Genomic DNA, 26,828 nt, shown 5'->3' with positions numbered 1-26,828 from the left:
TCTTCGCTTCAGGAAATCCCGATGATCCGTCTCGAAAACGTCGAAAAATCCTTCCCGCTCGCCGGCGGCCGCACGTGGGTGTTGCGCAATGTCGGCCTCGACATCGGCGAAGGCGAATTCATCAGCGTGATGGGGCCGTCCGGCGCCGGCAAGAGTTCGCTGTTGAACGTGCTCGGCCTGATGGATCACGAATGGCAGGGCTCCTACACGCTCGACGGCACTCAAGTGGAAACCTTGAACCCCAAGCAGCGCCAGGCCCTGCAGCGCGAGAAGATCGGCTTCATCTTCCAGCACTACCACCTCATCGACGATCTGAAGGTGTCGGAGAATCTCGACCTGCCGCTGCAATACCGCGACGTGCCGGCGAAGGAGCGCGCCGCGCGCGTGGCCGACCTGCTCGATCGTTTCCAGATCGTCGGCAAGAAGGACTTGTTTCCGAGCCAGCTCTCCGGCGGCCAGCAGCAGCTGGTCGCGGTGGCGCGCGCGGTCATCACCCGTCCGCGCCTGCTGCTCGCCGACGAGCCGACCGGCGCGCTGCATTCGAGCCAGGCGCGCACGATCATGGATCTGTTGCACGAGCTGCATAAGGGCGGCATGACGATCGTGCAGGTCACCCACAACGAAGCGTTCGCGCACGAAGCGCAGCGTGTGGTGCGGCTGGCCGATGGCTGGATCGAGAAACCGGCCGGCGCGGTATAGTCCCCGCCGCACTCGCATCGGATCGCGCAACCGTCGACACATGGCCACTCTCACTCCCAATCTGCTGATCGCCGACGACCAGCGCGACATCCGCGAGGCGCTGCGCCTCTTGCTGAAGGCCGAAGGCATCGGCTGCAGCGCGGTCGACGGTCCGGCCGCGGCGGTCGAAGCCTCGCGCAAGCAGCGTTTCGACGCCGCCTTGATCGACCTCAACTACACCCGCGACACCACCTCGGGCGCCGAAGGGCTCGATCTGTTGCGCGAACTGAAGAAAGTCGACGCCGAACTGCCGGTGATCGTGATGACCGCCTGGGGCACGATCGACCTCGCAGTCGAGGCGATGCGGCTCGGCGCGGGCGACTTCGTCGAGAAACCGTGGGACAACCAGCGCCTGGTCAGCGTCGTGCGCAACCAGCTCGCGCTCGGTCAGGCGCGCCGCAACGAGCGCCGGCTCGCCGCCGAGAACGCCTTGCTGCGCGCCGGCGACGACGAGGAATTCGTCGCCACCTCGCAACCGATGCGCGCGCTGCTGGCGACCCTGCAACGCGTCGCGCCGTCGGATGCGAACGTGCTGATCCTGGGCGAGAACGGCACCGGCAAGGGCGTCATCGCGCGCAAGCTGCACGAAGCGTCGCGCCGCGCCGCCGCTTCGTTCGTCAAGGTCAACATGGGCGGCATTCCGGAAAGCGTGTTCGAGGCGGAAATGTTCGGCCACGTGCGCGGCGCCTTCACCGACGCCAAGAGCGACCGCATCGGCCGTTTTGAACTCGCCGACGGCGGCACCTTGTTCCTCGACGAGATCGCCAACATCCCGCCGGCACAACAACCGAAACTGTTGCGCGTGCTCGAAGACGGCGAACTCGAACGCGTCGGTTCCTCGCGCACGCTGAAGGTCGACGTGCGCCTGGTCTCGGCCACCAACGCCGATCTCGCCGCCGATGTCGCGCGCGGCGCGTTCCGCAAGGATCTGATGTTCCGTCTCAACACGGTCGAGCTGCACCTCCCCCCTCTGCGCGAGCGCGGCGAGGACATCGCCCAGCTGGCGCAGTCCTTCCTCGCGCGTTTCTCCGCGCGCTACCAGCGCGAGGGCCTGCATTTCGCGCCGTCCGCGTTGCGCGCGCTGCAGAACTACAGCTGGCCCGGCAACGTGCGCGAGCTGTCGCACATCGTCGAGCGCGCCGCCTTGATGGCCGACGCTCCCCAGCTCGACGAAGACGCGCTGAACTTGAAGCCGCCGGCGCCGCACGACATCAGCGGCGCCGCCGCGCTGGCGGCGAGCGAGTCGCTGACGGTCGAGCAAGCCGAGGAACGCATGGTGCGGCAAGCACTCGAACGCACCGGCGGCAACATCCAGCGCGCCGCCGGCCTGCTCGGCTTGAGCCGCCCTTCGTTGTACCGACGCTTGCAGAAATACGGCATCGAGTCCGGCGATTGATGCCGCGCTGGAGCTATGAACGGCGTCTGTTGGTCGGCCTGCTCCTGGTCGCCCTGCCCGGTCTGCTCGCGTTCGCCGCCGCCGCCGAATTCGCGTTCGACGCCAGCTGGAAAGCGCTGACCGCGTTCTTCGCGGTCGCGGCGACCACCTTCGTGCTCGCCTTCACCCTGCAGCGGCGCGCGGTGTTTCCGCTCTACACCTTGTCCAACCTGCTCGAAGCCTTGCGCGAAGGCGACTACAGCCTGCGCGGCTCGCGCGCGCAGCGCGGCGATGCGGTCGGCGAAGTGGTGTGGGAGATCAATGCGCTGGCGCAGACCCTGCGCGAGCAGCGCCTGGCGGTGGAGGAGCAGAGCGCGCTCTTGACCAAGGTGATCGCGGCGCTCGACATCGCCGTGCTGAGCTTCGACGCCGAAGGATTTCTGACTCTGGCCAATCCGGCCGCCGGCCGCCTGCTCGGGCAGCCGTCGGCCGCGCTCGACGGGCGTTCGGCGCAGGCGCTCGGCCTGGCCGGCTTTCTCGACGAAGACAACTCGCGCGTGATCGAACACGCCTTCCCCGGCGGCAGCGGCCGCTGGGAGATCCGCCACGCACGCTTCCGCGCCGACGGCCGCCGCCACGATCTGTTGGTGGTGACCGATCTCAGCCGCACCTTGCGCGAAGAAGAACGCCTCGCCTGGCAACGCCTGCTGCGCGTGCTCGGCCACGAACTCAACAACTCGCTGGCGCCGATCCGTTCGATGGCGGCGACCGTGGCCAAGCTGATCGCGATGGAACCGCCGCCGGAGGATTGGCGCAGCGATGCGCGCAGCGGACTCGAAGTGATCGGCGATCGCGCCGAAGCGCTGGCGCGCTTCATGGCGCGCTACACCGCGCTGGCGCGGCTGCCGCCGCCGAGCCGGCGCGAGGTCGCGTTCGACGAACTGGCGCGGCGCAGCGCGCGTTTGGAGCAGCGCGTCGAAGTGAAGATCGGCGCCGCGCCCGAGCTGCGCGCCGAGCTCGATCCCGACCAGATCGAGCAAGCCCTGATCAACCTGATCCGCAACGCCGCCGATGCCGCGCTGACCACCGGCGGCGACGTCGCGCTGCGCTGGCGCGAAGAGAGCGGCGACTTGATCGTCGAGGTGATCGACGGCGGTCCCGGCTTGCCGCCGAGCGAAAACTTGTTCGTGCCGTTCTTCACCACCAAGCCGGGCGGCTCGGGCATCGGCCTGGTGCTGGCGCGGCAGATCGTCGAACAGCACGGTGGCGAACTCACGCTGGAGAACCGCGCCGACGCGCGCGGCTGCGTGGCGCGGCTGCATCTGCCGCTGCACTGAGGGCGTCCGCGTTCGAGCAAGTCGCGCGCCCTCGCCGCGCGACCGATGTCATCCAATCGCCTGCTTCGACGTAGCCGGCGGACTGCACTCACCCGAGCGCAGCCCCTGATGTCTTCGAAGAGGTCCCGTATGTTTCGCCATCCCCTTGCGCTCGCCGTGCTCGCCCTGCTCGGCGCCGCCAATCTCCACGCCCAGACCGACGCTCCGTTCGAGGTCGAAATCGCCAGCGCCGAAATCGCCTTTCCGCAGCAACAGCATATGCATGCACCCGCCGTGGTCGGCGGCGACGTTTCCTATTCCAACGTGAGCAACTACAGCGGCTCCGGCGCCTGGTTTTCCGGCGCGGTGCAGAGCGGCGGGAACATCGTCACGCCGATGGTCTGCGACGATCTGACCCTGTCCGCCGGCGGGCGCAGCGCGGTGCAGCTGGACGGACTGGTGTTCACCACCTACAACCGCAACGGCGTCGACGTCGACGTGCGGCCGACGCTCGAATTCTTCCGCAACGACGGCGACGGCGGCGGACCCGGCACGCGCTTGGGCCGGATCTTCTTCTCCACTCCGATCACCCTCGCCGCGAACAACGTGCAGACCGTCACCCTGCCGGTCAAGCCGATCCACGGCCTCGCCTTCGACGCCGGCGCGCCGATCGTGTGGGCCTGCCAGTTCTACGACAACGGCGGTAGCTCGACCACGCTTGCGCAGATGAACAATCTCGGTGCCGGCGTGTTCACACCGGCCGACGTCGGCAGCTCGCAGGATCGCTACTTCCTCACCAGCATTTCCGGCGACACCGTGGGGAACCGGCCGCCCGGCAGCATGGGCTCGTTCAACGGCAATCCGCTGGCCAACTTCGGCTGGGAACTGCACACGCCGGTGTTCGGCAACGGCTTCGAGCAGCCCTAGCGCTTCAGGCGTCCGCGAAGGCGAACGCGAGTACGTCGCGGATGTCGTCGGTCTCGGCCAACCCCATCAGCAACCGCTCGATACCGAGCGCGACGCCGGCGCAAGCCGGCATCGCGTCGAGCACGGCGAGCAGGCGCTCGTCCAGCGGCAACTCGCGCTGGCCGCGCTCGCGGCGGCGTTCGTTGTCGCGCTCGAAGCGCGCGCGCTGCTCGGCCGCGTCGTGCAGTTCGTGATAGCCGTTGGCCAGCTCGAACGGTCCGAGATACAGCTCGAAGCGCTCCGCCAGCGGCGGCTCGCCGGCGCGGATTTTCGCCAGCGCGCACTGCGAGGCGGGGAAGTCATAGATCACGTTGACCTCGTCGCGCGCAAAGCCGGGTTGCAGGCGATGGGTGATCAAGAGATCGAGCCAGTCGTCGCGCGTGAGATGAGCGCCGTCGATGCGCACGTCGGAAAGCGGTGCGCGCAGTTGTTCGATCGAAGCGGTGAACGGATCGAGACCGAGTTCGACGGTGAACCATTCGCGATAGCTGCGCCGCGTCGCCGTGACGCGGCGGCCGAGCAGGGCCAGCGCGGCCTGCACCAGCTCGACCGTCTCTTCGATCAGGCGGTGGTGGTCCCAGCCGACGCGATACCACTCCAGCATGGTGAATTCGGGATTGTGGCGGCGCCCGGCCTCGCCGTTGCGGAACACGCGGCCGAGTTCGTAGCAGTCGCCGACGCCCGCGGCGAGCAGGCGCTTGAGCGGATATTCGGGCGAGGTACGCAGCCAGCGCTCGCGCGAGCCGGCGTCGACGTGGCCGCCGAAGCCGGTGACGAAGCTCTCGATGTTCGGCTCGGTGTTGCCGGCGACGCTCAAGATCGGCGTTTCGACTTCGAGCACGCCGCGCTCGGCGAAGAATGCGCGGAGGCGGGTGTACAGCCGCGCGCGCAGTTGCAGCGCGTCGCGGGCTTCGATTCGGTTCGGACGGGAGGGTGCGGCCGGCTCGGACGGCATGAAGGTCGCTTCGACTACGATGCGGCGACGATGACGCAATCGCCGCGCGACCACAACCGTCCGCGGCGCGCATCGCTCGCAAGCGACACGCGCCGCGCACGATTCAGCGCGGCAGCCCGCCGGCGGCTTCGAGAAACGCGTACGCGGCGGCGCGATCGGAATAGTTCAAGCGGATGATGTCGCCGATCGCCGCGCGCTTGTCGGCCGCGCGCTCGTAGTACGCCTGGCACAGCGCGTAGCCGACGTAGTAGCCGAGATCGGCGACGCCGAACGTGTTGTCGGTGTCGTTGTAGAGCCATTTCCCGTAAGCCGTCTTGTCCATGTCCTTGGCGAACTCGCGCAAGATCTCGCGCGAGTGCGCCGGACCGTAGCTCACGTAGGGCAGCTCGGGCAGTTTGCCGGTGACCTTTTCGGCGATGAAGTCGGCGCCACCCTCGCCCAGCGCCTGCCCGAGCAGAGTCGCGTGCGAACCATCCGGCTGCTGCGTGTGCACGTACTCGTGCACCATCAGGAGGCCGAGCTTCTTGCCCGGCTGGGTCGCGAAATAGGTGGTCAGGCGCTGGCGCAGCGCCGGCGGCAGTTCGGACAAGTCAACGCGTTCGTTGCCGGTCGCGATCTCGGCGCCGATCAGCACCTTGTCGCCCTCGGTGGTGCCGCCGGACGTCATGCAGCCGATCACGACGTACGCGCTGGCCGGCCGCAGCTGCGGATAGAGCGCGCGAAACTTGCCCAGTTCCCGATCGATCGACGGCACGTCGATCGCCGACGTGTTGGCCCGCACCGATTTCCAGAAACGCGGATAGCGTTCCAACGCCTCTCGGTATTTGTCCGCCGTGCAGCCTTTCTTCTCGACGAAGGCTTTCAGGCCTGGGCTGCCGCGGTCGAGGTATTCGGTTTGCAGCAGACGCTGCTTCTGCGCCGGATCGGATTCGCGCTGCACGCGGTCGTAGACGCTCCAGAAGCGGCCGACGTCTTCGCTGATCACTCGCGGCGCGGCTGCGGCGCAGACGGACGCAGACAAAGACAAACCGAGCGCGAGCGGCGCGATGCCACACAAGAGCGAAACGGAAAGACGCATGCGATCGATCCTGGCCGAGTGAAGAGGATGCGGCTCAGATGCGCATCCGCTCGGGAAGGATTAAAGGGCGCGTCTGGGCAGGCGTGAGGTGCGGCACACCGATTGCCCTCACCCGACACGCTACGCGCGTCGACCTCTCTCGCGAGCGGGAGAGGTGAAGGCGCCGGGCCCGCACTACACTGCCCTATCCATCCGGCCGGCTCCGCCCATGCGCAACCTCGACTTCAGCTCCTGGCAGGCCCTGCTGTCGACCCTGCTCGGCATCGCCGTGATCACCTTGATCGGCGTCGGCATCCGCCTGCTCGCGATGCAGACGATCCAGCAGCGGCGCGAGCGCGAGAATCGCCAGATCAACGAGCGCCTGCGCACGCTGATCGCGGCTTACAAGACGCTCGGCGGTTCGTTCAGCGGCAACCTCGCGGTCGATCCCACCCATCTGCGCGATCTGCGCCGCCGCACGGCGGAGCCGGTCGCGGACGACGCCGCGGACACGGGCGCGCCGGCCGGCAGCGATCGCGCGCGGCGCATGCGCGATGCGGTCGAGGCGGCGCTGTCGGACATCATCCTGCTCGGCACCGAGGAACAGGTGCGGCTCGCCGCGCGCGCCGCGACCGAGCTGGCCGAGGGCCGCCCGATCCACACCCACGAGCTGGTCGTTTCGCTGCGCGACTTCGTGCGCGAAGCGCTCGATCTCGACGCGGTGCCGGCCGGCCTTGCGATTCCGCGCCAAGGACCGACTCGCCCCGGCAGCAGCGGCGGTGGTGGCGGCAACCGCGGCAAGGGCGAAGGCGATGCGAAAGGCGGCGGCGGCCGCGGCGCGGGTGGCGGCGGTGGCGGCATGGGCGCCGGCATGGGCCTGGGCGCCGGCATCGGACTCGGCTCGAGCGGCCTGCACGAAAGCGGCGACGACGAGGCCGACAAGGGCGCTGCGCGCTGAGTCCGCTCGCCGGGGCGACCGCGCAAAGTATAAAACGCGAGGAATTTTCCGGGCCGGTTGCTAGACTTGGCCGGGGGATTCCATGAGTGCAGTAAAAACCGGCCCCGCCGTCTCCAGCCCTGACTTGACCCAGCTGTTGCACGAATGGCGCAACGGAGACGGCCGCGTTTTCTCGGCCTTGATCGAACAGGCCTACCCCGCTCTCAAACGCATCGCCATGCAGCGCCTGGACCGACAGAACGGCGCCGCCACGCTGTCGCCGACCGAGCTGGTGCACGAGACGGCGCTGGGGATGATGCAGTCGCCGATGGACTTCGCCAATCGCGCGCACTTCTTCGCCACCATGTCGCTGGCGATGCGTTCGATCCTGGTCGATCGCGCGCGTGCGCGTGCCGCCGACAAGCGCGGTGGCGATTGCGTGCAGGTCAGCCTGTCGCGCGTGGATGCCGCCGACGACGCGGCGGTGGCGGTCGATCTGCTCGCGCTGGAGCAGGCGCTGACCACGCTCGAAGCGCTCGATCCGCGCTGCGGCCAAGTCATGCACCTGACCTATTTCGGCGGGCTCGAACAGGACGAGATCGCCGCCGTGCTCGGTGTTTCCGTGCCGACCGTGAAGCGCGATCTGCGTTTCGCGCGTTCCTGGCTGCTGCGCGCGATCGGCGACGGTTCCGATGGCGATTGACGCCGAGCGTTACCTGCGGCTGCGTGCGCTCTACGACGCCGTCTCCGATCTCGAACCGGCCGCACGCAGCGAAGCGCTGACGCAGCTGGGTGCCGACGCCGCCCTCGCCGCCGAAGTGCTCGCCCTGTGCGCCGCCGGCGACCGCGACCGCACCGGCGCCTTGACCGCCGCGCGCAACCGCGTGCTCGACAGCGTGCCGGCGCCGCGGCCGGAAGTCGGCGCAACATTCGGGGCGTGGCGCGTGGTCGCCGAGATCGGCCACGGCGGCATGGGCCGCGTCTATCGCGTCGAGCGCGGCGACGGCAGCTACGAGCAGACCGCCGCGCTGAAATTCATCAAGGGCGTCGCCGGCAGTGCGGCGATCGCGAACTTCACGCGCGAACGCCAGCTGCTGGCCAACCTCAACCACCCCAACATCGCGCGCCTGCTCGACGGCGGCACCAGCGCGCAGGGGCAGCCGTATCTGGTGATGGAATACGTCGCCGGCCGCCCGATCGACGAGTACTGCCGCGAGCACAAGCCCGGCCTGAGCGCGCTGCTCGACCTGTTCGTCGCCGCCTGCGCGGCGGTCAGCCATGCGCATCGGCAGCTGATCGTGCACTGCGACCTGAAGCCGCCGAACATCCTGGTCGATACGCGCGGCCAGCCGATGCTGCTCGACTTCGGCATCGCGCAGCTGGCCGAGCGCGTCGCCGACGACGCCGGCAAGACCGCCGCCGACGGCTCGCCCGGCTACACGCCGGGCTATGCCAGCCCGGAGCAGCGCCGCGGCGAGCGCGTCCGCGTCGCCAGCGACATCTACAGCCTCGGCGTCGTGCTGCGCCGCATGCTCGAGGCGGCCAAGCTCGCGGCCGGACCGGAACTGGCCGCCATCCTCGCGATGGCGATGCGCGAAGACCCGGCCGCGCGTTACGCCTCGGTCGACGCGCTGTGCGACGACCTCGCGCGCCTGCGCACGCATCGCCCGGTGCGCGCGCTGCCGGCCACCGCCGGCTATCGCAGCGCGCGCTTCCTGCGGCGTCACTGGCTGGCGTTGGTGATCGTCGCCGGTATCGTGCTGTTGTCGGCCTTGTTCACCTGGAAAGTCATCGCCGAAAACCGCCGTGCGCAGGCGGCCGAGCAGAGCGCGCTGGCCGAACGCGATCGCGCGCGCCAAGCCGAGAGCGAGGCGCGCGCCTCCGAGACGGCCGCGCGCGAAACCAGCCTGTTCCTGACCTCGGTGTTCGAAGGCGCCAATCCCGACGCCGGCAGCGGTACCGTCTCCATCGCGACCCTGCTCGACCAGGCCCTGCTGCGGGTCGAGCGCGATCTCGCCGACAAGCCGGCGACGCAGGCGCAGATGTCGGCGGCGCTGGCCAAGGTCTTGTTCGTGATCGGCCAGCACGAGCGCGCACGCGCGCTGTACGACAAAGCGATCGCGCTGGAGCGCGGCCAGCACCGGCCGCTGGTGCTGGCGCAGATGCTGATCGACGACGCCGACATGTCCTTGCGCTACACCGAAAGCGTGCGGCTGTTCGACTACGTGCACGAAGCGCTGCGCCTGCTCGAACAAAACGCCGCAGAGGATTCGCCGGCGCGCGTGAAGCTGACCCTGACCGCGGCCAAAGTGCTCGGCGTCGACCAGCCGGACGCGGCGGCGCGCTTGTTCGAGCGCAGTTTGCCCTTGATGCGCAAGCTCGAACCCGACAGCGTGAATCTGTCGATCGATTTGGGCAACTACGGCTGGCTCGAACGAAACCGCGGCAACTACGACCATGCCGTCGCGCTGCTCGAGGAGTCGGTCGAGCTGCGTGCGCGCGTCGACGGCGACAACCACGCCGAGTATGCGCAAAGCCTCGAAACGCTGGCCAACACCCTCACCTTGGCGCGCCGCTTCGCGGAAGCCGAGCCGTTATTCCTGCGCGCGCACGAGCAGCACCGCCGCGCCGGCGACATGGACAGTCGCGGCGGCGCCTGGTCGCTGGACCAGTACGCGACCATGCTGTACGAGGCGGGGCGCTCGATCGAAGCGCTGCCGCTGTACGAGCAGATTTTCTCGACCGCGGCGCGCAAAGTGTCCAAGGACGACGACTCGCTGCTGATCTGGCGGCAGAACTTCGCCAAGAACGCCGCCCTCGCCGGCGACGCCGAGCGCGCCGAACGCGCCATCACCGAAGCCGTCGCCGACGCGCGGCGCCGCGGCGCGGCGGACTACATCCTCGCGCGTTTTCTGCGCATGCAGGCATTCATCCTCGGCCTGACCGCTTGCGTCGACGGAACTGATGCGGCGCTGACGGCGGCCGCGTCGCTCTACGCCGCGCGCAACAAACCCGACGACGCCGATTTGAACGCGACCAAGGTCGAACGCGCGCTCTGGCTCGCCTCGTGCGGACGCGCCGGCGCAGAGGCCGTGCTGGACGAAGTGGCGCCCTATCGCGCCGCGCTCAAGCCGCAGCCGTCGTGGCAGTGGAAGCAAGCGAGCGCGCTGGCGCGCCTGCAACGCGACGGCGACGCAGCGGCGCTCGCCGCGTTGCAAGAGGCCGAAGCCGGCGCCACCGGCGTGTTCGCCGCCGGCGACCCGCGCATCGCGCTGGCCCAGCTGCCGCGCGCGCAGTGGCTGCACGCGCACGGCCGCGCCGAAGAAGCGGCGAAACTGGCCGACACCATTCTCGCCGGCGTCGACGGCAAGTTCGTCGCGGCCTCGCCCGTGCTCGCGCGCATCCGCGCCTTGCGCCAGGCGCGCTGAATCGCTCGGCGCCTGCGCCGTACCTGCCGGCCCGAGGCTGGCACGCGCTCCATCGACACACCGTGATCCCTGGCGGCCCCGAATTACGAATATCGGGACAACGTTGCCATTGCTCGACTCCAGGGGAAAAGATCGTGTTCGATCGCGTTGCCGCTGCGCCGTCTCGTCGTGCGCCGAGTTTGCCGTTGCTCTCCGCCGTCTGCGCGCCAGCGCAAGCCGCATCTGCGCGTTCGCACTGCGCACTCCGCCTCGGCCTCGCCGCCGCACTCGCGCTGGCGCCGTTCTCGGCCGCCTTCGCGCAGCTGTGCGATACGCCGTCGGCCGATTGCGAGATCCTCGCCGACCGCACCTACACCGATCCCAACGTCTACGACTACAACAGCAAGAATTCGGTCACCGTCATGACCGTAGGCACCACGCCGCGCGTCACCGTCAACCAGAACGGCGGCACGGTGCTCGCCAAGTCCTATCAGCTGTGGAACAACGCCTACTACAACATGAATAGCGGCACGGCGAATATTTCCGGCAGCTTCATCGTAGCGATCTACAGCTGGGGCGCGATCACCTCGGCGGCCACGCAGAGCGGCGGCACCATCAACCTCGGCGGCGATCTGCAGCTTTCCCTCTACAACGGCAATACCGGCAGCTACACCCTCAACGGCGGCAATCTCAACGTCGGCGGCAAGGTGTCGCTGATGCCCTACACGCCAATCGGCGCTGCGGCCTACGTCTACCTCAACGGCGGCACGCTGACGACGAACGAAATCCGGCGCGACGGGACGAATGGCCAGCAGACCGTAGCGGAGCTGCGTTTCAACGGCGGCACCCTGCGCGCGAAGGACACCGACAACCCGAACTGGATCAACTTCAACAACGGCTTCGACTATCTGCATCACATCACGCGCTTGTCGATCGACGGCGGCGGCGCGATTTTCGACACCAACGGCCGCAGCATGGGCATTCCGATCGCGCTGCCCGGCGGCGGCGGCCTGACCAAGCGCGGCGCCGGCACCCTGACCTTGTCCGCCGCCAACGGCTACGGCGGCAACACCACCGTCGAAGCCGGCACGCTCGCGCTCGCCAACGCCGGCGCGGTGCAACCGAGCACGGTGATCTTGAACGGCGGCGCCGTTTCCTTCGTCGGTATCACCGGCGCAAACTTCGGCGGCCTGGCCGGCTCGCAGCCGCTGGCGCTGCAAAACACCGGCGGTGCGGCGGTCGCGCTCGGCGTCGGCGGCAACGGCGCCAGCACGAGCTACTCGGGCGTGCTGAGCGGCGCAGGCGCGTTCGCCAAGAACGGCGGCGGCACGCTCACATTCGGCGGCCAGAACACCCACAGCGGCACCATCGCGGTCAACGGCGGAACCTTGCGCGTGAACGGCGTGAGCGGCAGCGGCGCGCTCACCGTCGCCAACGGCGCCACGCTCGGCGGCAGCGGCCGCGTCGGCGGAGCGGCCACGGTGCAGAACGGCGGCCACCTCGCGCCCGGCAACAGCCCCGGCACCTTGACCTTTTCCAGCGGCCTCAGCTTGAACAACGGCGCCGTGCTCGATCTTGAACTGGGCAGCAGCAGCGATCTCTTGCGCATCAGCGGCGGCAGTTTCGCCGGCAGCGGCAGCATCCGCATCAATCTCGCCGACAGCGGCGGCTTCGGCTACGGCAACTACACTCTGATCGATTTCAGCGGCGCGAGCTTGAGCGGCCTCGACGCCGACAACTTCACCCTCGGCACGACCATCCCCGGAAACTATCTCTACCGACTCAGCCGCTCCGACAGCAAGCTGATGCTCGCCGTAACCGCGCTGCCGCCGGCGGTGACCGCGGTGAGCGTGCCGGCCGACGGCAACTACGGCATCGGGCGCGCGCTCGACTTCAGCCTGCGCTTCAGCAAACCGGTCAGCGTGACCGGCACGCCGCGCCTGCAGCTGGTGCTCAATTCCGGCCCGATCTCCGCCAACTACGTGAGCGGCAGCGGCGGCACCGATCTCTTGTTCCGCGCCACCGTCGCGAACGGCAACAACGACCCCGACGGCATCGCCTTGGCGCCCGTGCTCGACTTGAACGGCGGCACCCTGCGCGACAGCCTCGGCACCGATGCCGACCTCGGCATCAACGGCGCGCCCTCCACCGCCGGCGTGAAAATCGACGGCTTCGCGCCGAGCGCGAGCGCGATCCGCCTGGTCGGCACGCCGCCGCCCGAGAGCGTGACGATCAATTACACGGTCAGCTTCAGCGAAGCGGTCAACGGCGTCGACGCTGCCGATTTCACGGTCGAGACCATCGACGGCACCGCCACCGGCGTGGTCGGCAACGTCAGCGGCAGCGGCAACAGCTACACCGTGGCGGTGAAGGACATCGGCGGCGTCGGCCATTTGTTCCTCACGCTCAAAAGCAGCGGCACCGGCATCGCCGACCTCGCCGGCAACGCGATCGTCAGCGGCTTCCGCTTCGGCGATTCCTTCCTCGCCAACGTGCAGCGGCGCTGCTACGTCAAAGCGAGCGCGATCGGCGCCAACGACGGCAGCAGCTGGACCGACGCCTACCGCGACTTGCAGACGGCGGTACGCAATGCCGCCTGCGTCGAAGTCTGGGCCGCCAAGGGCGTGTACAAACCGGGCACGGCGATCGGCGACAGCTTCCGCCCGCGCTCGGCGCAGAAACTCTACGGCGGCTTCGCCGGCAGCGAGAACTCGCTGGCCGAACGCAGCTCCGCGACGATCGCCGCGAATCCGACCGTGATGTCGGGCGACATCGACAACAACGATGCGGTCGACGCCGACGGCATCGCGCGCGACGCCACCGCGATCGTCGGCAGCAACAGCGTCAACGTCGTGCTGATGAACAACGCGCTGCCGACCGGCTACGGTCCCGACACGGTGATCGACGGCTTCGTCATCACCGGCGGCGACGCCAGCAACGGCGCATCGGGCGGTGGCCTGCGCTGCGACGTGCCCACGCCGAACTCTTCGTGCAGCTTCACCCTGAGCAACCTGGTCTTCAGCGGCAACCGCGCCTTGACCGGTGGCGGCTTGGGCGTGTCGGGCAACAGCGGCCGCGCCGATCCGGTGATCTCGAAAGTCTTGTTCCGCGGCAATCGCGCGACCCAGGTCGGCGGCGCGGCGACCATCGGTGTGAGCAATGCGAGCGGCAGCGCCAGTCCCGCTTTCTCCAACGTCGTCTTCAGCGACAACCGCGCGCCGAACTGGGGTGGCGCGATCGATCTCAACGTCAATCTCGGCTCGGTCACGCCGAGCTTCGACAACGTCACCTTCAGCGGCAACCTCAGCGGCGCGCGCCGCGGCGGTGCGATCGCGAGCCAGGCCTTCGGCGGCGGCACCGCACGTCCGACCTTGCGCAATTCGATCCTGTGGAACAACGGCGTCGACGCCGGCGATGCGGAAATCGTGCTCGACGGCAGCGGCAGCGCGGTGCTCGATCGGAGCGTCGTGCGCGGCGGCTGCCCCGGCAGCAGCACCTGCACCAACCTGATCACGATCGATCCGAAACTCGGCTTGCTCGGCGATCACGGCGGCGCGATCGCCTCGCATCTGCCCGGCATCGACGGCAGCGCGATCGATGCGGGAACCTGCACGTTGGCGGACGACCAGCGCGGCGTAGCGCGCCCGCAAGGCGCCGGCTGCGACATCGGCGCGGTCGAGTACCGCCAACCGACGCTCGATGTCACCATCAACGGTGACGGTCGCGTCTCGGCCGGCGCCGCACCGATTCCTCTGAGCGGCGCCATCACCGATTGCGCCGATCATTGCAGCGCGACCTACGACGGCGAAGCGGCGCCGATCGTGACGCTGACCGCAACGCCGTCCCTGTATCAGAGCTTCACCGGCTGGAGCGGAAGTTGCAGCGGCAGCGAGCCGGTCACGGTGATCGCGCTGAGCGCGGCCGCGAGTTGCAGCGCGAATTTCGAGCCGATCCTGTACACGGTGTCGCCGAGCGTCGACGGCGGCAACGGCAGCAACGGCAGCATCGATCCCTCGCAGCCGGTCATCGTCACCGGCGGCGAGACGACACAATTCACGCTGACGCCGGACCCGAACTATCACCTCGCCTTCGTCGACGGCAGCTGCAGCGGCGCGCTGTCCGCGACGGACGACACGATCTACGTCACCGACCTCATCGACGGCGACTGCAGCGTCGTCGCGCATTTCGCGATCGACCAGCACCTCGTCACGCCGAGCGTCGGTGAGGGCCTGGGCACGATCAGTCCGTCCGCACCGCAGCCGGTCGATCACGGCGCGGCGCAGCAGTTCACCCTGATACCGGCGCCGAACTATCACGTCGACGGCGTCGACGGCAGTTGCGGCGGCAACCTCGCCGGCAACGTCTACACGACCAATGCCGTCACGCAGGACTGCACGGTCGTCGCGCGTTTCGCGATCGACCAGCACACCTTGACCGCTAGCGTGGACGGCGGCAACGGCACGATCGCACCGGCCGGCGCGCAGTTGGTCGATCACGGCGCGACGCGGCAGTTCGTGCTGACCGCGGACGCCAACTACCACATCGACAGTGTCGACAGCAGTTGCGGCGGCGCTCTGGCCGGCAACGTCTACACCACCGGGGCGGTGACGCAGGATTGCAGCGTCGTCGCACGTTTCGCGATCGATCAGCACACGTTGACTTCGATTGTGGACGGCGGCAACGGTTCGATCGCACCGGCCGGAGCACAGCTGGTCGACTACGGCGCGACGCGGCAGTTCACGTTGACGCCGGATGCGAACTATCACATCGACACGGTCGGCGGCAGCTGCGGCGGCACGCTCGCCGGCAACGTCTACACGACCCATGCCGTGACGCAGGATTGCAGCGTCGTCGCACGCTTCGCGATCGACCAGCACACGTTGACCTCGAGCGTTGACGGCGGCCACGGCGCGATCGCACCGGCCGGCGCGCAGCTCGTCGACTACGGCGCGACGCGGCAATTCACGCTGACGCCGGACGCGAACTACCACATCGACCGCGTCGACGGCAGCTGCGGCGGCGCGCTCGCCGGCAACGTCTACACGACCAGCGCCGTGACGCAGGATTGCAGCGTGATCGCGCACTTCGCGATCGATCGCCATACCGTCACGCCGAGCGTGGCTGGGGGGCACGGCACCATCAGCCCGTCCGAATCGCAGCTGCTCGATCACGCATCGACCTTGCAATTCACGCTGACGCCGGACGCGAACTACCACGTCGCCAGCGTCGACGGCAGTTGCGGCGGCAGCCTCGCCGGCAACGTCTACACCACCGCCGCGGTGACGCAGGACTGCACGGTGATCGCACACTTCGCGATCGACCGCCACACCGTCACGCCGAGCGTGGCCGGCGGGCACGGCACGATCAGCCCATCGGCAGCACAGCCGGTCGATCACGGTTCGACCCTGCAGCTCACGCTGACGCCGGACGCGAACTATCACATCGACCGCGTCGACGGCAGTTGCGGCGGCAGCCTGGCCGGCAACGTCTACACGACCCATGCCGTGATGCAGGATTGCAGCGTCGTCGCGCACTTCGCCATCGACCGCCACACGGTCACGCCGAGCGTGGACGGCGGCCATGGCACCATCAGCCCATCCGAAGCGCAGCCGGTCGATCACGGCGCGACGCTGCAATTCACGCTGACGCCGGAGACGAACTACCACGTCGCCACGGTCGACGGCAGCTGCGGCGGCACGCTCGCCGGCAACGTCTATACGACCCATGCCGTCACGCAGGATTGCACCGTGGTCGCGCACTTCGCGATCGACCGCCACACGGTCACACCGAGCGTGGCCGGCGGGCATGGCGCGATCAGTCCGTCCGAGGCGCAGCCGGTCGATCACGCATCGACGCTGCAATTCACGCTGACGCCGGACGCGAACTATCACATCGACCGCGTCGACGGCAGCTGCGGCGGTGCGCTCGCCGGCAACGTCTACACGACGAATGCCGTGACGCAGGACTGCACCGTCATCGCGCACTTCGCGATCGATCGCCACACCGTCACGCCGAGCGTGGACGGCGGCCACGGCACGATCAGCCCGTCCGAAGCGCAGCCGGTCGATCACGGCGCGACGCAGCAGTTCACCTTGACCCCGGAGACGAACTACCACGTCGCCAGCGTCGACGGCAGCTGCGGCGGCACACTCGCCGGCAACGTCTATACGACCGCGGCGGTGACGCAGGACTGCACGGTGGTCGCGCATTTCTCGATCAATCGCCACACGGTCACGCCGAATGTACTCGGCGGACATGGGACGATCAGTCCGTCCGAAGCGCAAACGGTCGATCACGGTGCGACGGTCGAGTTCAGCCTGACGCCGGCGCCGCACTATCACCTCGACACGGTCGGCGGCAGCTGCGGCGGCACGCTGGTCGACAGCACCTACACGACCAACGCAATCGTCACCGATTGCAAGGTCGAAGCGCACTTCGCCATCGACACGCACACGATCGGCGGGCGCGTGCAGGGCCTGCTCGGCTCCGGCCTGGTCTTGCGCCTCAACGGCAGCGGCGATACACCGATCGCAGCGAACGGCAACTTCACGCTGCAACCGGCGCTCGACGATCTCAGCAGCTACGCGGTCACCATCGCGCAGCAGCCGAGCGCGCCGACGCAGCGTTGCGAAGTCAACGGCGGCAGCGGCGTACTCGACGGCAGCGACGTCACCAGCGTCGTGGTCGACTGCGCGCCGCCGGTACCGCATCTGGTGCTGTCGGTCAGCGACGATCGCGGCTACGCACGCTATGGGCGGCTGGTGAACTACCTGGTCAAGATCACCAACGACGGCAGCGGCGACGCCGAAGGCCTCAGCCTGCGCGACTTGCAGCCGGCGCAGCTCGACAGCAGCGCGATGACCTGGATCTGCATGGACGGCGGCGTCGGCGCGAGCTGCACGCCGAGCGGCAGCGGTCCCTTGCTCGACACCGCCGTGTCGATTCCGGCCGGACGTTCGCTGGCCTGGCTGGTGACCGCGCCGGTGCGCCCCGACGCGGTCGGCGCCACGGTCGACTACGAGGTCGAAGTCGAAGGTCCGGTCACCGCGAACGCGATCGACAGCGACCTGCTCGTCCTCTTGCGCAGCGGCTTCGACGTGATCGGCAGCGACGGTGCCGAATCGACCGGCACCGATGGCGTTTGCGGTGCGGCCGCGCCGCAACGCCGACTCGACGCGAGCACGAGTTTCGCGTTCGACCTCGCACCGGGCGCGAGCGAATACGTCGTCACGGTCGTACGTGCGCAGGCACCGAACGGCAGCAGTCTGCGCGTCGAACGGCTCGACCTCGCCGCCGCCTCGCGCGTACGCCTGGTGGTGACGGCGCGCGATGGAACCGAACGCGCCAGCGCCTGGGCGGATGCCGACGCAAACGCGCTGCTGGTGCTCGGCATCGCCGCGGCCGGCAGCGAGGCGAGCTTGCTGCTCGAAGGCGCGACGACGCCACTCGCCATCGATCTGCCCGCGGACGCCGGCACCGCTTTCAGCGTACTGGCACTCGGCAGCGACTGCCGTTGAGCCGATCGCGGCGCGCGCACTGCGCGCGCCGCGACCGAACGACTACTCGTGCTCGGCCAGGAAGGCCTGCAGTTTCGCCTCGTCCCAGACGTCGACGCCGAGCTCGCGCGCTTTGTCGAGCTTGGAGCCGGCCGACTCGCCGGCGACGACGAACTGCGTTTTCTTCGACACGCTGCCGGCGACCTTCGCCCCCAGCGCTTCGAGCCGCGCCTTCGCTTCCTCGCGCGTGAGCGCGCTCAAGGTGCCGGTGAGGACGACGGTCTGGCCTTCGAGCGGGCCTTCCGCAGCGGCCGCGCCGGCCGGCACTGCCGCCTGCAGCTGCGCCAGCGCGCGCACGCAGCGTTCGAGCAAGCGGCGGCCTTCGTCGGCGTCGATGAAGCTGCGCAAGGCGGTTGCGGTATCGGCCGGCAAGCCGGCGGCGGTCAAGGCGTCGAGGTCAGCGGCCAGGATCGCTTCGATCGAGTCGAACGCGGCGGCGAGCTGCTCGGCGCGCTTGGCGGTGAGCTTGGGGATTTCCACTTGCGCCAGCACCTTGCCGAGCGCGAGTTCGGCGCGCAGCTTGGGCGAAGGCGCGTGCGCATCGGCGATCTCGACGCCGCGCGCGAGCAGATCGTCGACGACTTTCTGGTTGCCGGGCTGTTCGAGGAAGGCGTCGATCGCGCGCGCGACTTCACCGCCGATGTCGGGCACCAGTTTCAGCAGCGGCCACGGCAGATGGCGGATCAGGGCGAGCTGGCCGAACCAGGTCGACAGCGCCTTCGCTGTGCTCTCGCCGACGTGCTCGATGCCGAGCGCGTAGAGGAAGCGGTCGAGCGTGGTGCGGCGGCTGCGCTCGATCGCCTCGATCAGGTTCTCGGCCCACTTGGTTGCGATCTTGCCGGCCTTGACTGTCTCTGGGGTGGTGCCGTCGCGTTCGTCGCTGCGGCGCTTCATCTCGAGCAGATCGTCGAGCGTCAGCTTGTACAGGTCGGCGACCGAACCGAGGTAGCCGAATTCGCCGAGCGCTTCGATGTAGCGCTCGCCGAGACCGTCGATGTCCATCGCGCGGCGCGCGGCGAAGTGGAACACCGCCTGCGTGCGCTGCGCGGCGCAAGTCAGGCCGCCGGTGCAGCGCGCGACCGCCTCGCCTTCTTCGCGCACGATGTCCGAGCCGCAGATCGGGCAATGCGCCGGCATCGTCCACGGCCGCGTGCGCGGCGGACGCTGTTCGATCACCACGCGCACGACTTCGGGAATCACATCGCCGGCGCGGCGCACGATCACGGTGTCGCCGACGCGTACGTCGAGCCGCGCGACCTGATCGGCGTTGTGCAGGGTCGCATTGGTCACGGTCACGCCGCCGACGAACACCGGCGCCAGACGCGCGGTCGGCGTGGCGGCGCCGGTGCGGCCGATGTTGACGTCGATCGCTTCGATGCGGGTTTGCTGTTCCTGCGCCGGGAATTTGTGCGCGATCGCCCAGCGCGGCGTGCGCCCGACGAAACCGAGTTCGCGCTGGCCGGCGATGTCGTCGAGTTTGTAGACGACGCCGTCGATGTCGAACGGCAACGCGTCGCGCTGCGCGCCGATGCGCGCGTAGTAGTCGAGGCAGCCGGCCGCGCCGCGCGCGGTGTCGACCAGCGCGCTGACCGGAAAACCCCATTCGCGCAGGCGCTTGAGCATGGCCGAATGCGAATCGGGTACGCGGCCGCCTTCGACCACGCCGAGCGCGTAGGCGTAGAACGCCAGCGGCCGCTGCGCGGTGATGCGCGGATCGAGCTGGCGCAGGCTGCCGGCGGCGGCGTTGCGCGGATTGACCAGCGGCTTGATCTTGCCGTCCGACTCGCGCGCCTTCTCGTTGTAGGCCTCGAAGCCCGCGCGCGGCATGTAGACCTCGCCGCGCACTTCGAGCACGGCCGGCCAGTCCTTGCCGCGCGATTTCAGCGATCCGTCTTCATTTTTTCCGCTGCGCAAGCGCAGCGGAATGGCCTTGATCGTGCGCAGATTCGCGGTGACGTCCTCACCGCGCGCGCCGTCGCCGCGCGTCGCGCCGCGCACGAAGACGCCGTCTTCGTAGCGCAGGCTGATCGCGAGGCCGTCGAACTTCGGCTCGACCGAGAACAAGGGTTCGGCAATCTCCAAGTGCTCGACGATGCGGCGCACGAAGTCCTCGACTTCCTCGGCGCTGAAGGCGTTGCCGAGCGACAGCATCGGAATCTCGTGCAGCACGGTCGCGAACGCGGACGAGGGTGCGTTGCCGACGCGCTGGGTCGGCGAGTCCGGCGTCGCCAGCTCTGGATGTTCCGCTTCGAGCGCTTCCAGCTCGCGCATCAGCTTGTCGTACTCGGCGTCGGGAATGTCCGGATCGTCGAGCACGTGGTAGCGGTAGTTGGCGTCTTCGATACGCGCGCGCAGGTCGGCAGCGCGTGCGGCGGGTTCCTGGCGGGATTTGGGCGGAGTCATGCGCGGAGTTTAGAGCGTTTGGGGCGAGGCTCGCTGTCGCGAGAGGCCGTGCCGCACGGCGGCGTGACGCACCGCTGCAGTTGTTGGCAGACTGGCCGCAACATCTGCCAACAGGAGGCTGCGATGGCGAAGAAGGACTGGGCGGCGTTTCCGCATCCGGACAAGGCGTACGACTATGCCGGCGACAAGCTGGCCAAGGCCTGGGCTCGCCTGCATGCCGGCGATCAGGAACCGTTCCCGGACGACAAGCGTCTGGCCGCCCTGCTCAAAGCCAATCCCAAGCTCGGCAAGGATGCCGGCGCCCTCGCCGCCCAGCTGCAGGACGCCTGGCGCGCGTTCCACCGCGGCGATTTCCATGCCGCCTACGAGCAAGGCGTCGCGCTGAAGGCGCTCGGCGCCTCGGTCGCGATCAAGGCGGCCGGTATCCACGCGACCTATCTGGTCAGCGACGACAAGACCAAGGTCGCGCGCTATGAGGAACTGGTGCGCCTCGCCAACGAGGCGATCGCCGCGCTGCCCGACGAAGCCAACAGCCACTACCGCCGCGCGTTCGCGATCGGCCGCCTGAGCCAGGCCATCTCGATCACGCAGGCGCTCGCGCAAGGGCTGGCCGGCAAGGTGCGCGAATCGCTCGAGCGCACGCTGGAGCTGGCGCCCAAGCACGCCGAGGCGCAGACCGCGTTCGGGCTCTATCACGCCGAGATCGTCGGCAAGGTCGGCGGCATGCTGGCCAAGCTGACCTACGGCGCCAACGCGGTCGACGCCGAAAAGCACCTCAAGCAAGCGCTCAAGCTAACCCCCGATTCGCCCATCGCCTGGATCGAATACGGCAACGGCCTGCTCCTCCTGCACGGCGACAAGCGTGAGGACGAGGCGGCCGAAGCCTACGACAAGGCGGCCAAGCTGAAGCCGCAGGACGCGATGGAAGCGCTCGACGCGGCCTGGGCGCGCGAGCAGATCGAGTAGCGCCGAGCTAGTGGCTGTGGCCGCGCCAGCCGTCGAACAGGCGCGACACGCCCACGCACGCGAGCAGGGCGAGCAGCCACGGACTGGCCAGCTTCTGCGCATACGGCAGTAGCGGCTGCAGCCAGTCCGAGCCGAACAGCACGATCATCGCGCCGACCGCGAGGCCGAAGGCGGCCACCAGCACCGCGACCAGGCCGCGTTCGAAGCGGCGGTCGCGCGCGCGCGCCGCCTCAGCGTCGGCTGCGAGCCTTTGCATCACCCCGGCGGCGAAATCCGCCGGCAGCGCCTGCGGCAAGGGCTGCAGCAAGCAGCGCGACAACTGCCGGTAGCGCAAGAGGTGCGCGTCCGCGTGCTCGCTCGATAGGCCCAGCCGTTCCTCGCGCAGGGCGCGCTCCTGCAAGTCCCATTCGCGTTCGAACGCGGCGGTGTCGGGGCGGGATGGTGTGCTCATGCGGCAGCTCCGATTCTGGCTTCCAAGACCTCGCGCAGACGCAGGCGCGAGCGGAACAGATGGCTCTTGATCGTACCATCGGCGAGGCCGGTAATCCGCGCGATGTCGGCGATCGAGGCGTCTTCCAGGTGATACAGGGTCAGCACGGTGCGTTGCACCGGCGGCAGCGCCTCGATCGCCGCGTGCAGGTGGCGTGCCTGCTCGGCGTCGGCGCAGGCGGCTTCGAGGTCGAACTCGTCGCCGACGCTCTCCATCAGATCGATCTCTTCTTCCGTACCGGCCGACTCGACCAGCGGAATGCGCTGCTTTTCCAGGTGGCGCAGCGCGATCGAGTAGGCGACCCGGCCGATCCAGGCCTTCAGCGCGCTTTCGTAACGGTACTGATGCAAGGACTGGTGCACGCGCAGGAAGGTCTCCTGACACAGCTCGCGCGCGTCTTCGGGGTGGCGCACCATGCGCTGGATGATGTGCCAGCACAGGCCCTGGTACTCGCGCACCAGGCGCTCGAACGCGCCGGGCGTGCGCGCGAGCACGGCTTCGACCAAGGCACGATCCGGGTTCATGTGCGGGCATCATCCATGGCGGCAGCAGATACGTCGAGCGCGGCGGCGGTTGCAAGCCGATTGCTATGAACCGGTCGTCCAAGCGAATCGCCCGCGATCGTTGCGGTTCCGGCGCCGCCACCGGACACTGCAACCGCGCCGGCCGCCGCCGTATCTCAGTGGGCGAACCCAACACCGCGAGACCGCCATGGAATTCGAAGCGCTGATCCCGATCGTCCTGTTCGTCTGCATCACCTACTGCGTCAAGCTGGTCGTCGACGCGCGCCTGCGCAGCAAGATGCTCAAGGAGGGCGGCTCGTCCGAACTGATGCGCACCGTCGTGCAGAGCGAGCAGCAGCAGCGGCGGCATTCTTCCCTGCGCTCGGGGCTGATCCTGACCGCGGTCGCGATCGGCTTCGGTGCGATCCAGGCCTACGGCTGGAACGAGATCAATGCCGGCGTCGTCGCCGTACTGGCCGCCGCGACCGGCATCGGCAATCTGGTGTTCTACGCCATCACGCGCCGACTGGACTGAACCTGCGTTTCAGCGCTACCGCGCCGGGCGGCGCGCCGCTAGTATCCGCCGGTTCTCCGCGCCGGATCCGCCATGCGCCCATCCCTGCTCGCTTTCGCACTTGCCGCCGCTGGTCTCACCTCGGCTCATGCCGAGGAATGGATGGTCGAGGCGCACTATCCCGACCGCGCCAGCCTGGTTCGCGCCACCGCGCTGTTTCAGCACGTGGCGCTCGACAAGCAGCGCCAGGTCCTGCGTGTGGATACCGACGAGCACGGCATCGCTGCGCTGGAAGGCGCCGGGCTCAGCGTCACCATCGACGTCGCCGGCACCGCCCAATTGCGCGATGTGCAGACGCGCATGCAGAGCGCGTTGCAGCTGCAGGAAACGCCGCTGACCGACGGCGGCTATCCGAGCATTCCCGGTTTTTCCTGCTACCGCACGGTCGAAGGCACCTACCAGACGATGGACGACCTGGTGGTTGCGCACGCCGGGCTGGCCGAAATCCACTCGATCGGCCCGACCTGGCAAAAGACGCGCAACCCCGCGCAAGGCTACGAGATGCGCGCGCTGCGCGTGACCAATCTGGCCACCGCCGCGGCCGATCCGCAGCGTCCGACGATGGTCGTGTTCAGCTCGATTCACGCGCGCGAGTACACCCCGGCGGAGCTGTTGACGCGCATGGCCGAATGGCTGGTGGCCGGCTACGGCAGCGATCCGGAAGCGACCTGGCTGGTCGATCACGTCGATTTCCGCTTCGTGCTGCAAGCCAATCCGGACGGCCGCAAGAAAGCCGAAACCGGCATCGGCTGGCGCAAGAACACGAATACGATCGACGGCGCCTGCGCCGGCACGCCGAACGATTTCTCGCAGCCGGGCATCGACCTCAATCGCAATTTCCCGTTCCACTGGAACACCACCAACGGCGAGGGTTCGAGCGATTGGACCTGCGACCAGACCTTCCACGGTCCCAGCGCCAACTCCGAGCCGGAGACGCAGAACCTGGTCCGCTACGTCGCCGGCGCACCCGGTATCGGCGGCGTCTACAGCGGCGGCGCCCTGCCCGACCGCCGCGCCGACGATCTGGTCACGGCCGCGCCGAACGATTACGCCGGTCTGTTCTTCGACATCCACAGCTTTTCGCAATTGGTTCTGTGGTCGTGGGGCGACACCGAGGCATTGGCCCCCAACGACGCCGCGCTGCGCGCGCTCGGACGCCGCCTGGCCTGGTTCAACGGCTATACGCCGCAAGCCGCGGTCGAGCTCTACCCCACCGACGGCACCACCGACGACACTTTCTACGGTCTGCTCGGCGCGCCTTCGTACACGATCGAACTCGGCAACGCGTTCTTCGAATCGTGCAGCTCGTTCGAAGGGACGACCTATCCGAAGAACCTGGCCGCGCTGAAGTACGCCGCGCGCACGACCGCTTTTCCGTACCAGCTGCCGCTCGGGCCGGATGCCTACGGCCTCGCCGTCAGCGCACCGGCGCAAGGCGCCGGCGGCCGCTACGTGACGCTGACCGCGACGATCGACGACCTGCGCTACAGCCAGAGCAACGGCAACCAGACCACCTACGCGATCCAAGGCGCCAGCGTCTATATCGACAGCTTGCCCTGGCAAGCCGGCGCGACGCCGATCGCGCTCGGCGCCAGCGACGGCAGCTTCAACGGCAAGACCGAGAACGTGCGCGGCGACATCAGCTTGAACGGCCTCGCGCCGGGACGGCACATCCTCTACGTGCAGGGCGTCAATGCGCGCGCCGGCGGTACGCCGGGCGCGCCCGAGGCGGTGTTTCTCGACGTGCCGGCGGCCTCGACGATTACCGTTGCGACCGAGGTCAACGGAAACGGCACGATCGCGCCGGCGGCACCGCAGACGGTCGCCGCGGGCACCGCCCTGACTTACACGGTCGAGCCTTCGCTCGGCTCGCACGTGCTCGGCGTCGAGGGCTGCGGCGGCAGTTGGACGCCGCCGACCTACACCACCGCCGCGCTGTCGGCCGACTGCACCGTGCAGGCACGCTTCGAACCCGACTTGCACACGATCGGCGGCAGCGTCGCCGGACTCGAAGGCACGGGTCTGTTGCTGCGCCTCGACGGCACCACCGATCAGCCGGTGGCGCCGGCGGCGACGACGTTCGTGTTTTCTTCCAGCGTGCCTTGGGGCGAAACCTACGAAGTCACGATCGCGGCGCAGCCGACCGCGCCGGCGCAGACCTGCACGCTGCAGAACGACCACGGCACCGTCAGCGGCGACGTCGCCGACATCGCGGTGAGCTGCGTGACGGACACGAACGACACGATTTTCGAGAACGGCTTCGAGCGCTGAACTGCCGTCGCGACCGGCGCTTAGAGCAAATTGCGTTCGGTTCGCCGCGCGCTGAACGAAGCCGCCCTCAGCGCCCGGAAATGCCGTAGCCGGCCGGGCCGCCCGGCGCAAACCGGATCGGCGGCGCCGCGCTCTTCAACGCATCGCTTTCGATGCGGAACAGCGACATCGAACGCTCGGCCATGCTTTGCGCGAACAGCGTGCGCGAATCGTCGAGGAAGCCGACGCCTTGCGCCCAGGCGCCGAACGGCGCTTCCGCCATTCGGCGCAGCCGTCGATCCGCGATGCTGAGCACGACCAGCTTGCTGCTCGGCGACTGGAACGGCGTGCCTTTCGCAACGGTGCTCATGTTCTGCAATGCGGCCGCGGCGTAACGGCCGTCGGGCGAGCAGGCGATGCCTTCCGGCGAAGGTCCGACGCTGGCCGTGTCGATCACGCGCGGCGTCTCGCCGCCGACGTCGAGCAGGCTGATCGTGTCCGCATCGCCCGTGACTTTGCCGTAGTTGGCGACCACCGCCAATCCGCTGCGGCCGCAATAGGCGAGCGCGGTCGGCCACACGCCGACGCTCATGTCGCGCAACGCCGGTGTTTTCAAGCGTCCGCCTTCGATCGCGAAGGCGCCGACCCGGCCGAGGTTGGGGAAAGAGATCAGCGCGCGCCGGCCGTCCGGACTGAACGCGGCGCCGAGCGGACCGCTGCCCTTTTCCAGCGCGAGTTTTTCGACGATGCGCGCGCGGCCGTCCGCGATCGCCAGCACCGTCACGCTGTCGTCGGCGGTGTGCGGCACCAGCACCAATGTCGCGTCCGGACTCAGCGCCAGCGACGACGGCGCGGCACCTAGCGCCAGCGTCTGCACGACGCGGAAGGGCGAGGCGGACAGATCGATCACGCTCAAGGCGTCACTCGGGGCGAGCTTGCTCGGATCGGCCGGGTCGATGCGTACGAAGGCGGTGACCAGCGCCAGTTTGCGATCGGCGGACACGGCGACGCTCGAGGGCGGCCCCTGGAAACTGGTCGGTGCGTCGACACGGCCCAGCTCTTTCGCTTTCGCGCCGGAGAATTCGAGGAAAACGACCGCATCGGCCGGCGGCGACGGCTGCACCTTCAGATCGCCGTCGATCAGGGTGGCTTTGGGATCGAGCGCGACGCCGACCAGTTGCGCGACCGCCAACGACGGCAACGCCAACAGCAAAGCGAACCACGGACGGATGCAGCGCATGGACACCTCGGCGCAAATCGGAGCGAGCGGGCGTGCCGTCGAGCGGCGCCTTTCGACGCGAACGACGCGCAAGCCGGGCACGAGCGCGCGATGCT

17 protein-coding genes are annotated in these 26,828 nt (G+C 68.7%); 11 read left to right on the top strand and 6 right to left on the bottom strand.

Features of this window, described 5'->3' with window-relative positions; all coding sequences use genetic code 11:
- Positions 1-21 precede the first annotated feature (21 nt).
- The 4 genes from AC3QL3_RS08925 (at position 22) to AC3QL3_RS08910 (ending at position 4,356) form a co-directional block, all read left to right on the top strand.
- On the top strand, positions 22-699 hold the full coding sequence (locus AC3QL3_RS08925; protein ID WP_492898130.1) for an ABC transporter ATP-binding protein: 678 nt from the start codon (positions 22-24) through the stop codon (positions 697-699).
- A 40-nt stretch (positions 700-739) separates the two neighbouring features.
- Positions 740-2,134, top strand: coding sequence for a sigma-54-dependent transcriptional regulator (locus tag AC3QL3_RS08920; protein WP_492898128.1), 1,395 nt, complete (start codon positions 740-742; stop codon positions 2,132-2,134).
- Complete coding sequence (locus tag AC3QL3_RS08915; protein WP_492898126.1) at positions 2,134-3,450, top strand: sensor histidine kinase; 1,317 nt, start codon at positions 2,134-2,136, stop codon at positions 3,448-3,450. The genes AC3QL3_RS08920 and AC3QL3_RS08915 overlap by 1 nt, the downstream gene beginning before the upstream one ends.
- A 129-nt stretch (positions 3,451-3,579) precedes the next feature.
- On the top strand, positions 3,580-4,356 hold the full coding sequence (locus AC3QL3_RS08910; protein ID WP_492898124.1) for a hypothetical protein: 777 nt from the start codon (positions 3,580-3,582) through the stop codon (positions 4,354-4,356).
- Between the two features lie 4 nt (positions 4,357-4,360).
- Here AC3QL3_RS08910 and epmA read toward each other — a convergent pair whose 3' ends face one another.
- Both epmA and AC3QL3_RS08900 read right to left on the bottom strand, forming a co-directional pair.
- On the bottom strand, positions 4,361-5,350 hold the full coding sequence (epmA, locus tag AC3QL3_RS08905) for an EF-P lysine aminoacylase EpmA (RefSeq protein ID WP_492898122.1): 990 nt from the start codon (positions 5,348-5,350) through the stop codon (positions 4,361-4,363).
- 103 nt (positions 5,351-5,453) lie between these two features.
- Positions 5,454-6,428 (bottom strand): DUF2268 domain-containing putative Zn-dependent protease, encoded by a 975-nt coding sequence (locus tag AC3QL3_RS08900; protein WP_492898120.1) that lies wholly within the window; start codon positions 6,426-6,428, stop codon positions 5,454-5,456.
- A 208-nt stretch (positions 6,429-6,636) separates the two neighbouring features.
- Between AC3QL3_RS08900 and AC3QL3_RS08895 the strand changes: the two genes are divergently transcribed.
- From AC3QL3_RS08895 to AC3QL3_RS08880, 4 genes are all read left to right on the top strand, one after another.
- On the top strand, positions 6,637-7,365 hold the full coding sequence (locus AC3QL3_RS08895; protein ID WP_492898118.1) for a hypothetical protein: 729 nt from the start codon (positions 6,637-6,639) through the stop codon (positions 7,363-7,365).
- An 82-nt stretch (positions 7,366-7,447) separates the two neighbouring features.
- Positions 7,448-8,047 (top strand): ECF-type sigma factor, encoded by a 600-nt coding sequence (locus AC3QL3_RS08890; RefSeq protein WP_492898116.1) that lies wholly within the window; start codon positions 7,448-7,450, stop codon positions 8,045-8,047.
- Entirely contained in the window at positions 8,037-10,772 is a 2,736-nt protein-coding gene (locus AC3QL3_RS08885) for a protein kinase domain-containing protein (RefSeq protein WP_492898114.1), read from the top strand. Before AC3QL3_RS08890 ends, AC3QL3_RS08885 begins: the two co-directional genes overlap by 11 nt.
- A gap of 134 nt (positions 10,773-10,906) precedes the next feature.
- The gene (locus AC3QL3_RS08880; RefSeq protein WP_492898112.1) at positions 10,907-18,268 is read left to right on the top strand and encodes an InlB B-repeat-containing protein; all 7,362 of its coding nucleotides are present in this window, start codon (positions 10,907-10,909) and stop codon (positions 18,266-18,268) included.
- Positions 18,269-18,310: 42 nt separating this feature from the next.
- On the opposite strand, the gene ligA is transcribed toward AC3QL3_RS08880, so the two are convergent.
- Positions 18,311-20,710 (bottom strand): NAD-dependent DNA ligase LigA, encoded by a 2,400-nt coding sequence (gene ligA / locus AC3QL3_RS08875; RefSeq protein ID WP_492898110.1) that lies wholly within the window; start codon positions 20,708-20,710, stop codon positions 18,311-18,313.
- Positions 20,711-20,833: 123 nt separating this feature from the next.
- Between ligA and AC3QL3_RS08870 the strand changes: the two genes are divergently transcribed.
- Positions 20,834-21,676 carry a hypothetical protein gene (locus AC3QL3_RS08870; protein ID WP_492898108.1) on the top strand — a complete coding sequence of 281 codons (843 nt, stop codon included), beginning with the start codon at positions 20,834-20,836 and terminating at the stop codon, positions 21,674-21,676.
- A gap of 7 nt (positions 21,677-21,683) precedes the next feature.
- On the opposite strand, the gene AC3QL3_RS08865 is transcribed toward AC3QL3_RS08870, so the two are convergent.
- Both AC3QL3_RS08865 and AC3QL3_RS08860 read right to left on the bottom strand, forming a co-directional pair.
- On the bottom strand, positions 21,684-22,127 hold the full coding sequence (locus AC3QL3_RS08865; protein ID WP_492898106.1) for a hypothetical protein: 444 nt from the start codon (positions 22,125-22,127) through the stop codon (positions 21,684-21,686).
- Positions 22,124-22,690: an RNA polymerase sigma factor gene (locus tag AC3QL3_RS08860; protein ID WP_492898104.1), complete on the bottom strand. Its 567-nt coding sequence runs from the start codon at positions 22,688-22,690 to the stop codon at positions 22,124-22,126. Before AC3QL3_RS08860 ends, AC3QL3_RS08865 begins: the two co-directional genes overlap by 4 nt.
- 187 nt (positions 22,691-22,877) lie before the next feature.
- On the opposite strand from AC3QL3_RS08860, the gene AC3QL3_RS08855 reads away from it, so the two are divergent.
- The gene (locus AC3QL3_RS08855) at positions 22,878-23,204 is read left to right on the top strand and encodes a hypothetical protein (protein WP_492898102.1); all 327 of its coding nucleotides are present in this window, start codon (positions 22,878-22,880) and stop codon (positions 23,202-23,204) included.
- A gap of 72 nt (positions 23,205-23,276) precedes the next feature.
- Positions 23,277-25,514, top strand: a complete 2,238-nt coding sequence (locus AC3QL3_RS08850) for a M14 family zinc carboxypeptidase (RefSeq protein WP_492898100.1) — start codon at positions 23,277-23,279, stop codon at positions 25,512-25,514.
- 67 nt (positions 25,515-25,581) lie between these two features.
- On the opposite strand, the gene AC3QL3_RS08845 is transcribed toward AC3QL3_RS08850, so the two are convergent.
- Positions 25,582-26,733: a YncE family protein gene (locus AC3QL3_RS08845; RefSeq protein WP_492898098.1), complete on the bottom strand. Its 1,152-nt coding sequence runs from the start codon at positions 26,731-26,733 to the stop codon at positions 25,582-25,584.
- Between the last annotated feature and the right edge of the window lie 95 nt (positions 26,734-26,828).

This window comes from Dokdonella sp. GW821-FHT11D02 (genome assembly GCF_058808595.1).
This window is presented reverse-complemented; position numbering and strand designations above follow the sequence as displayed.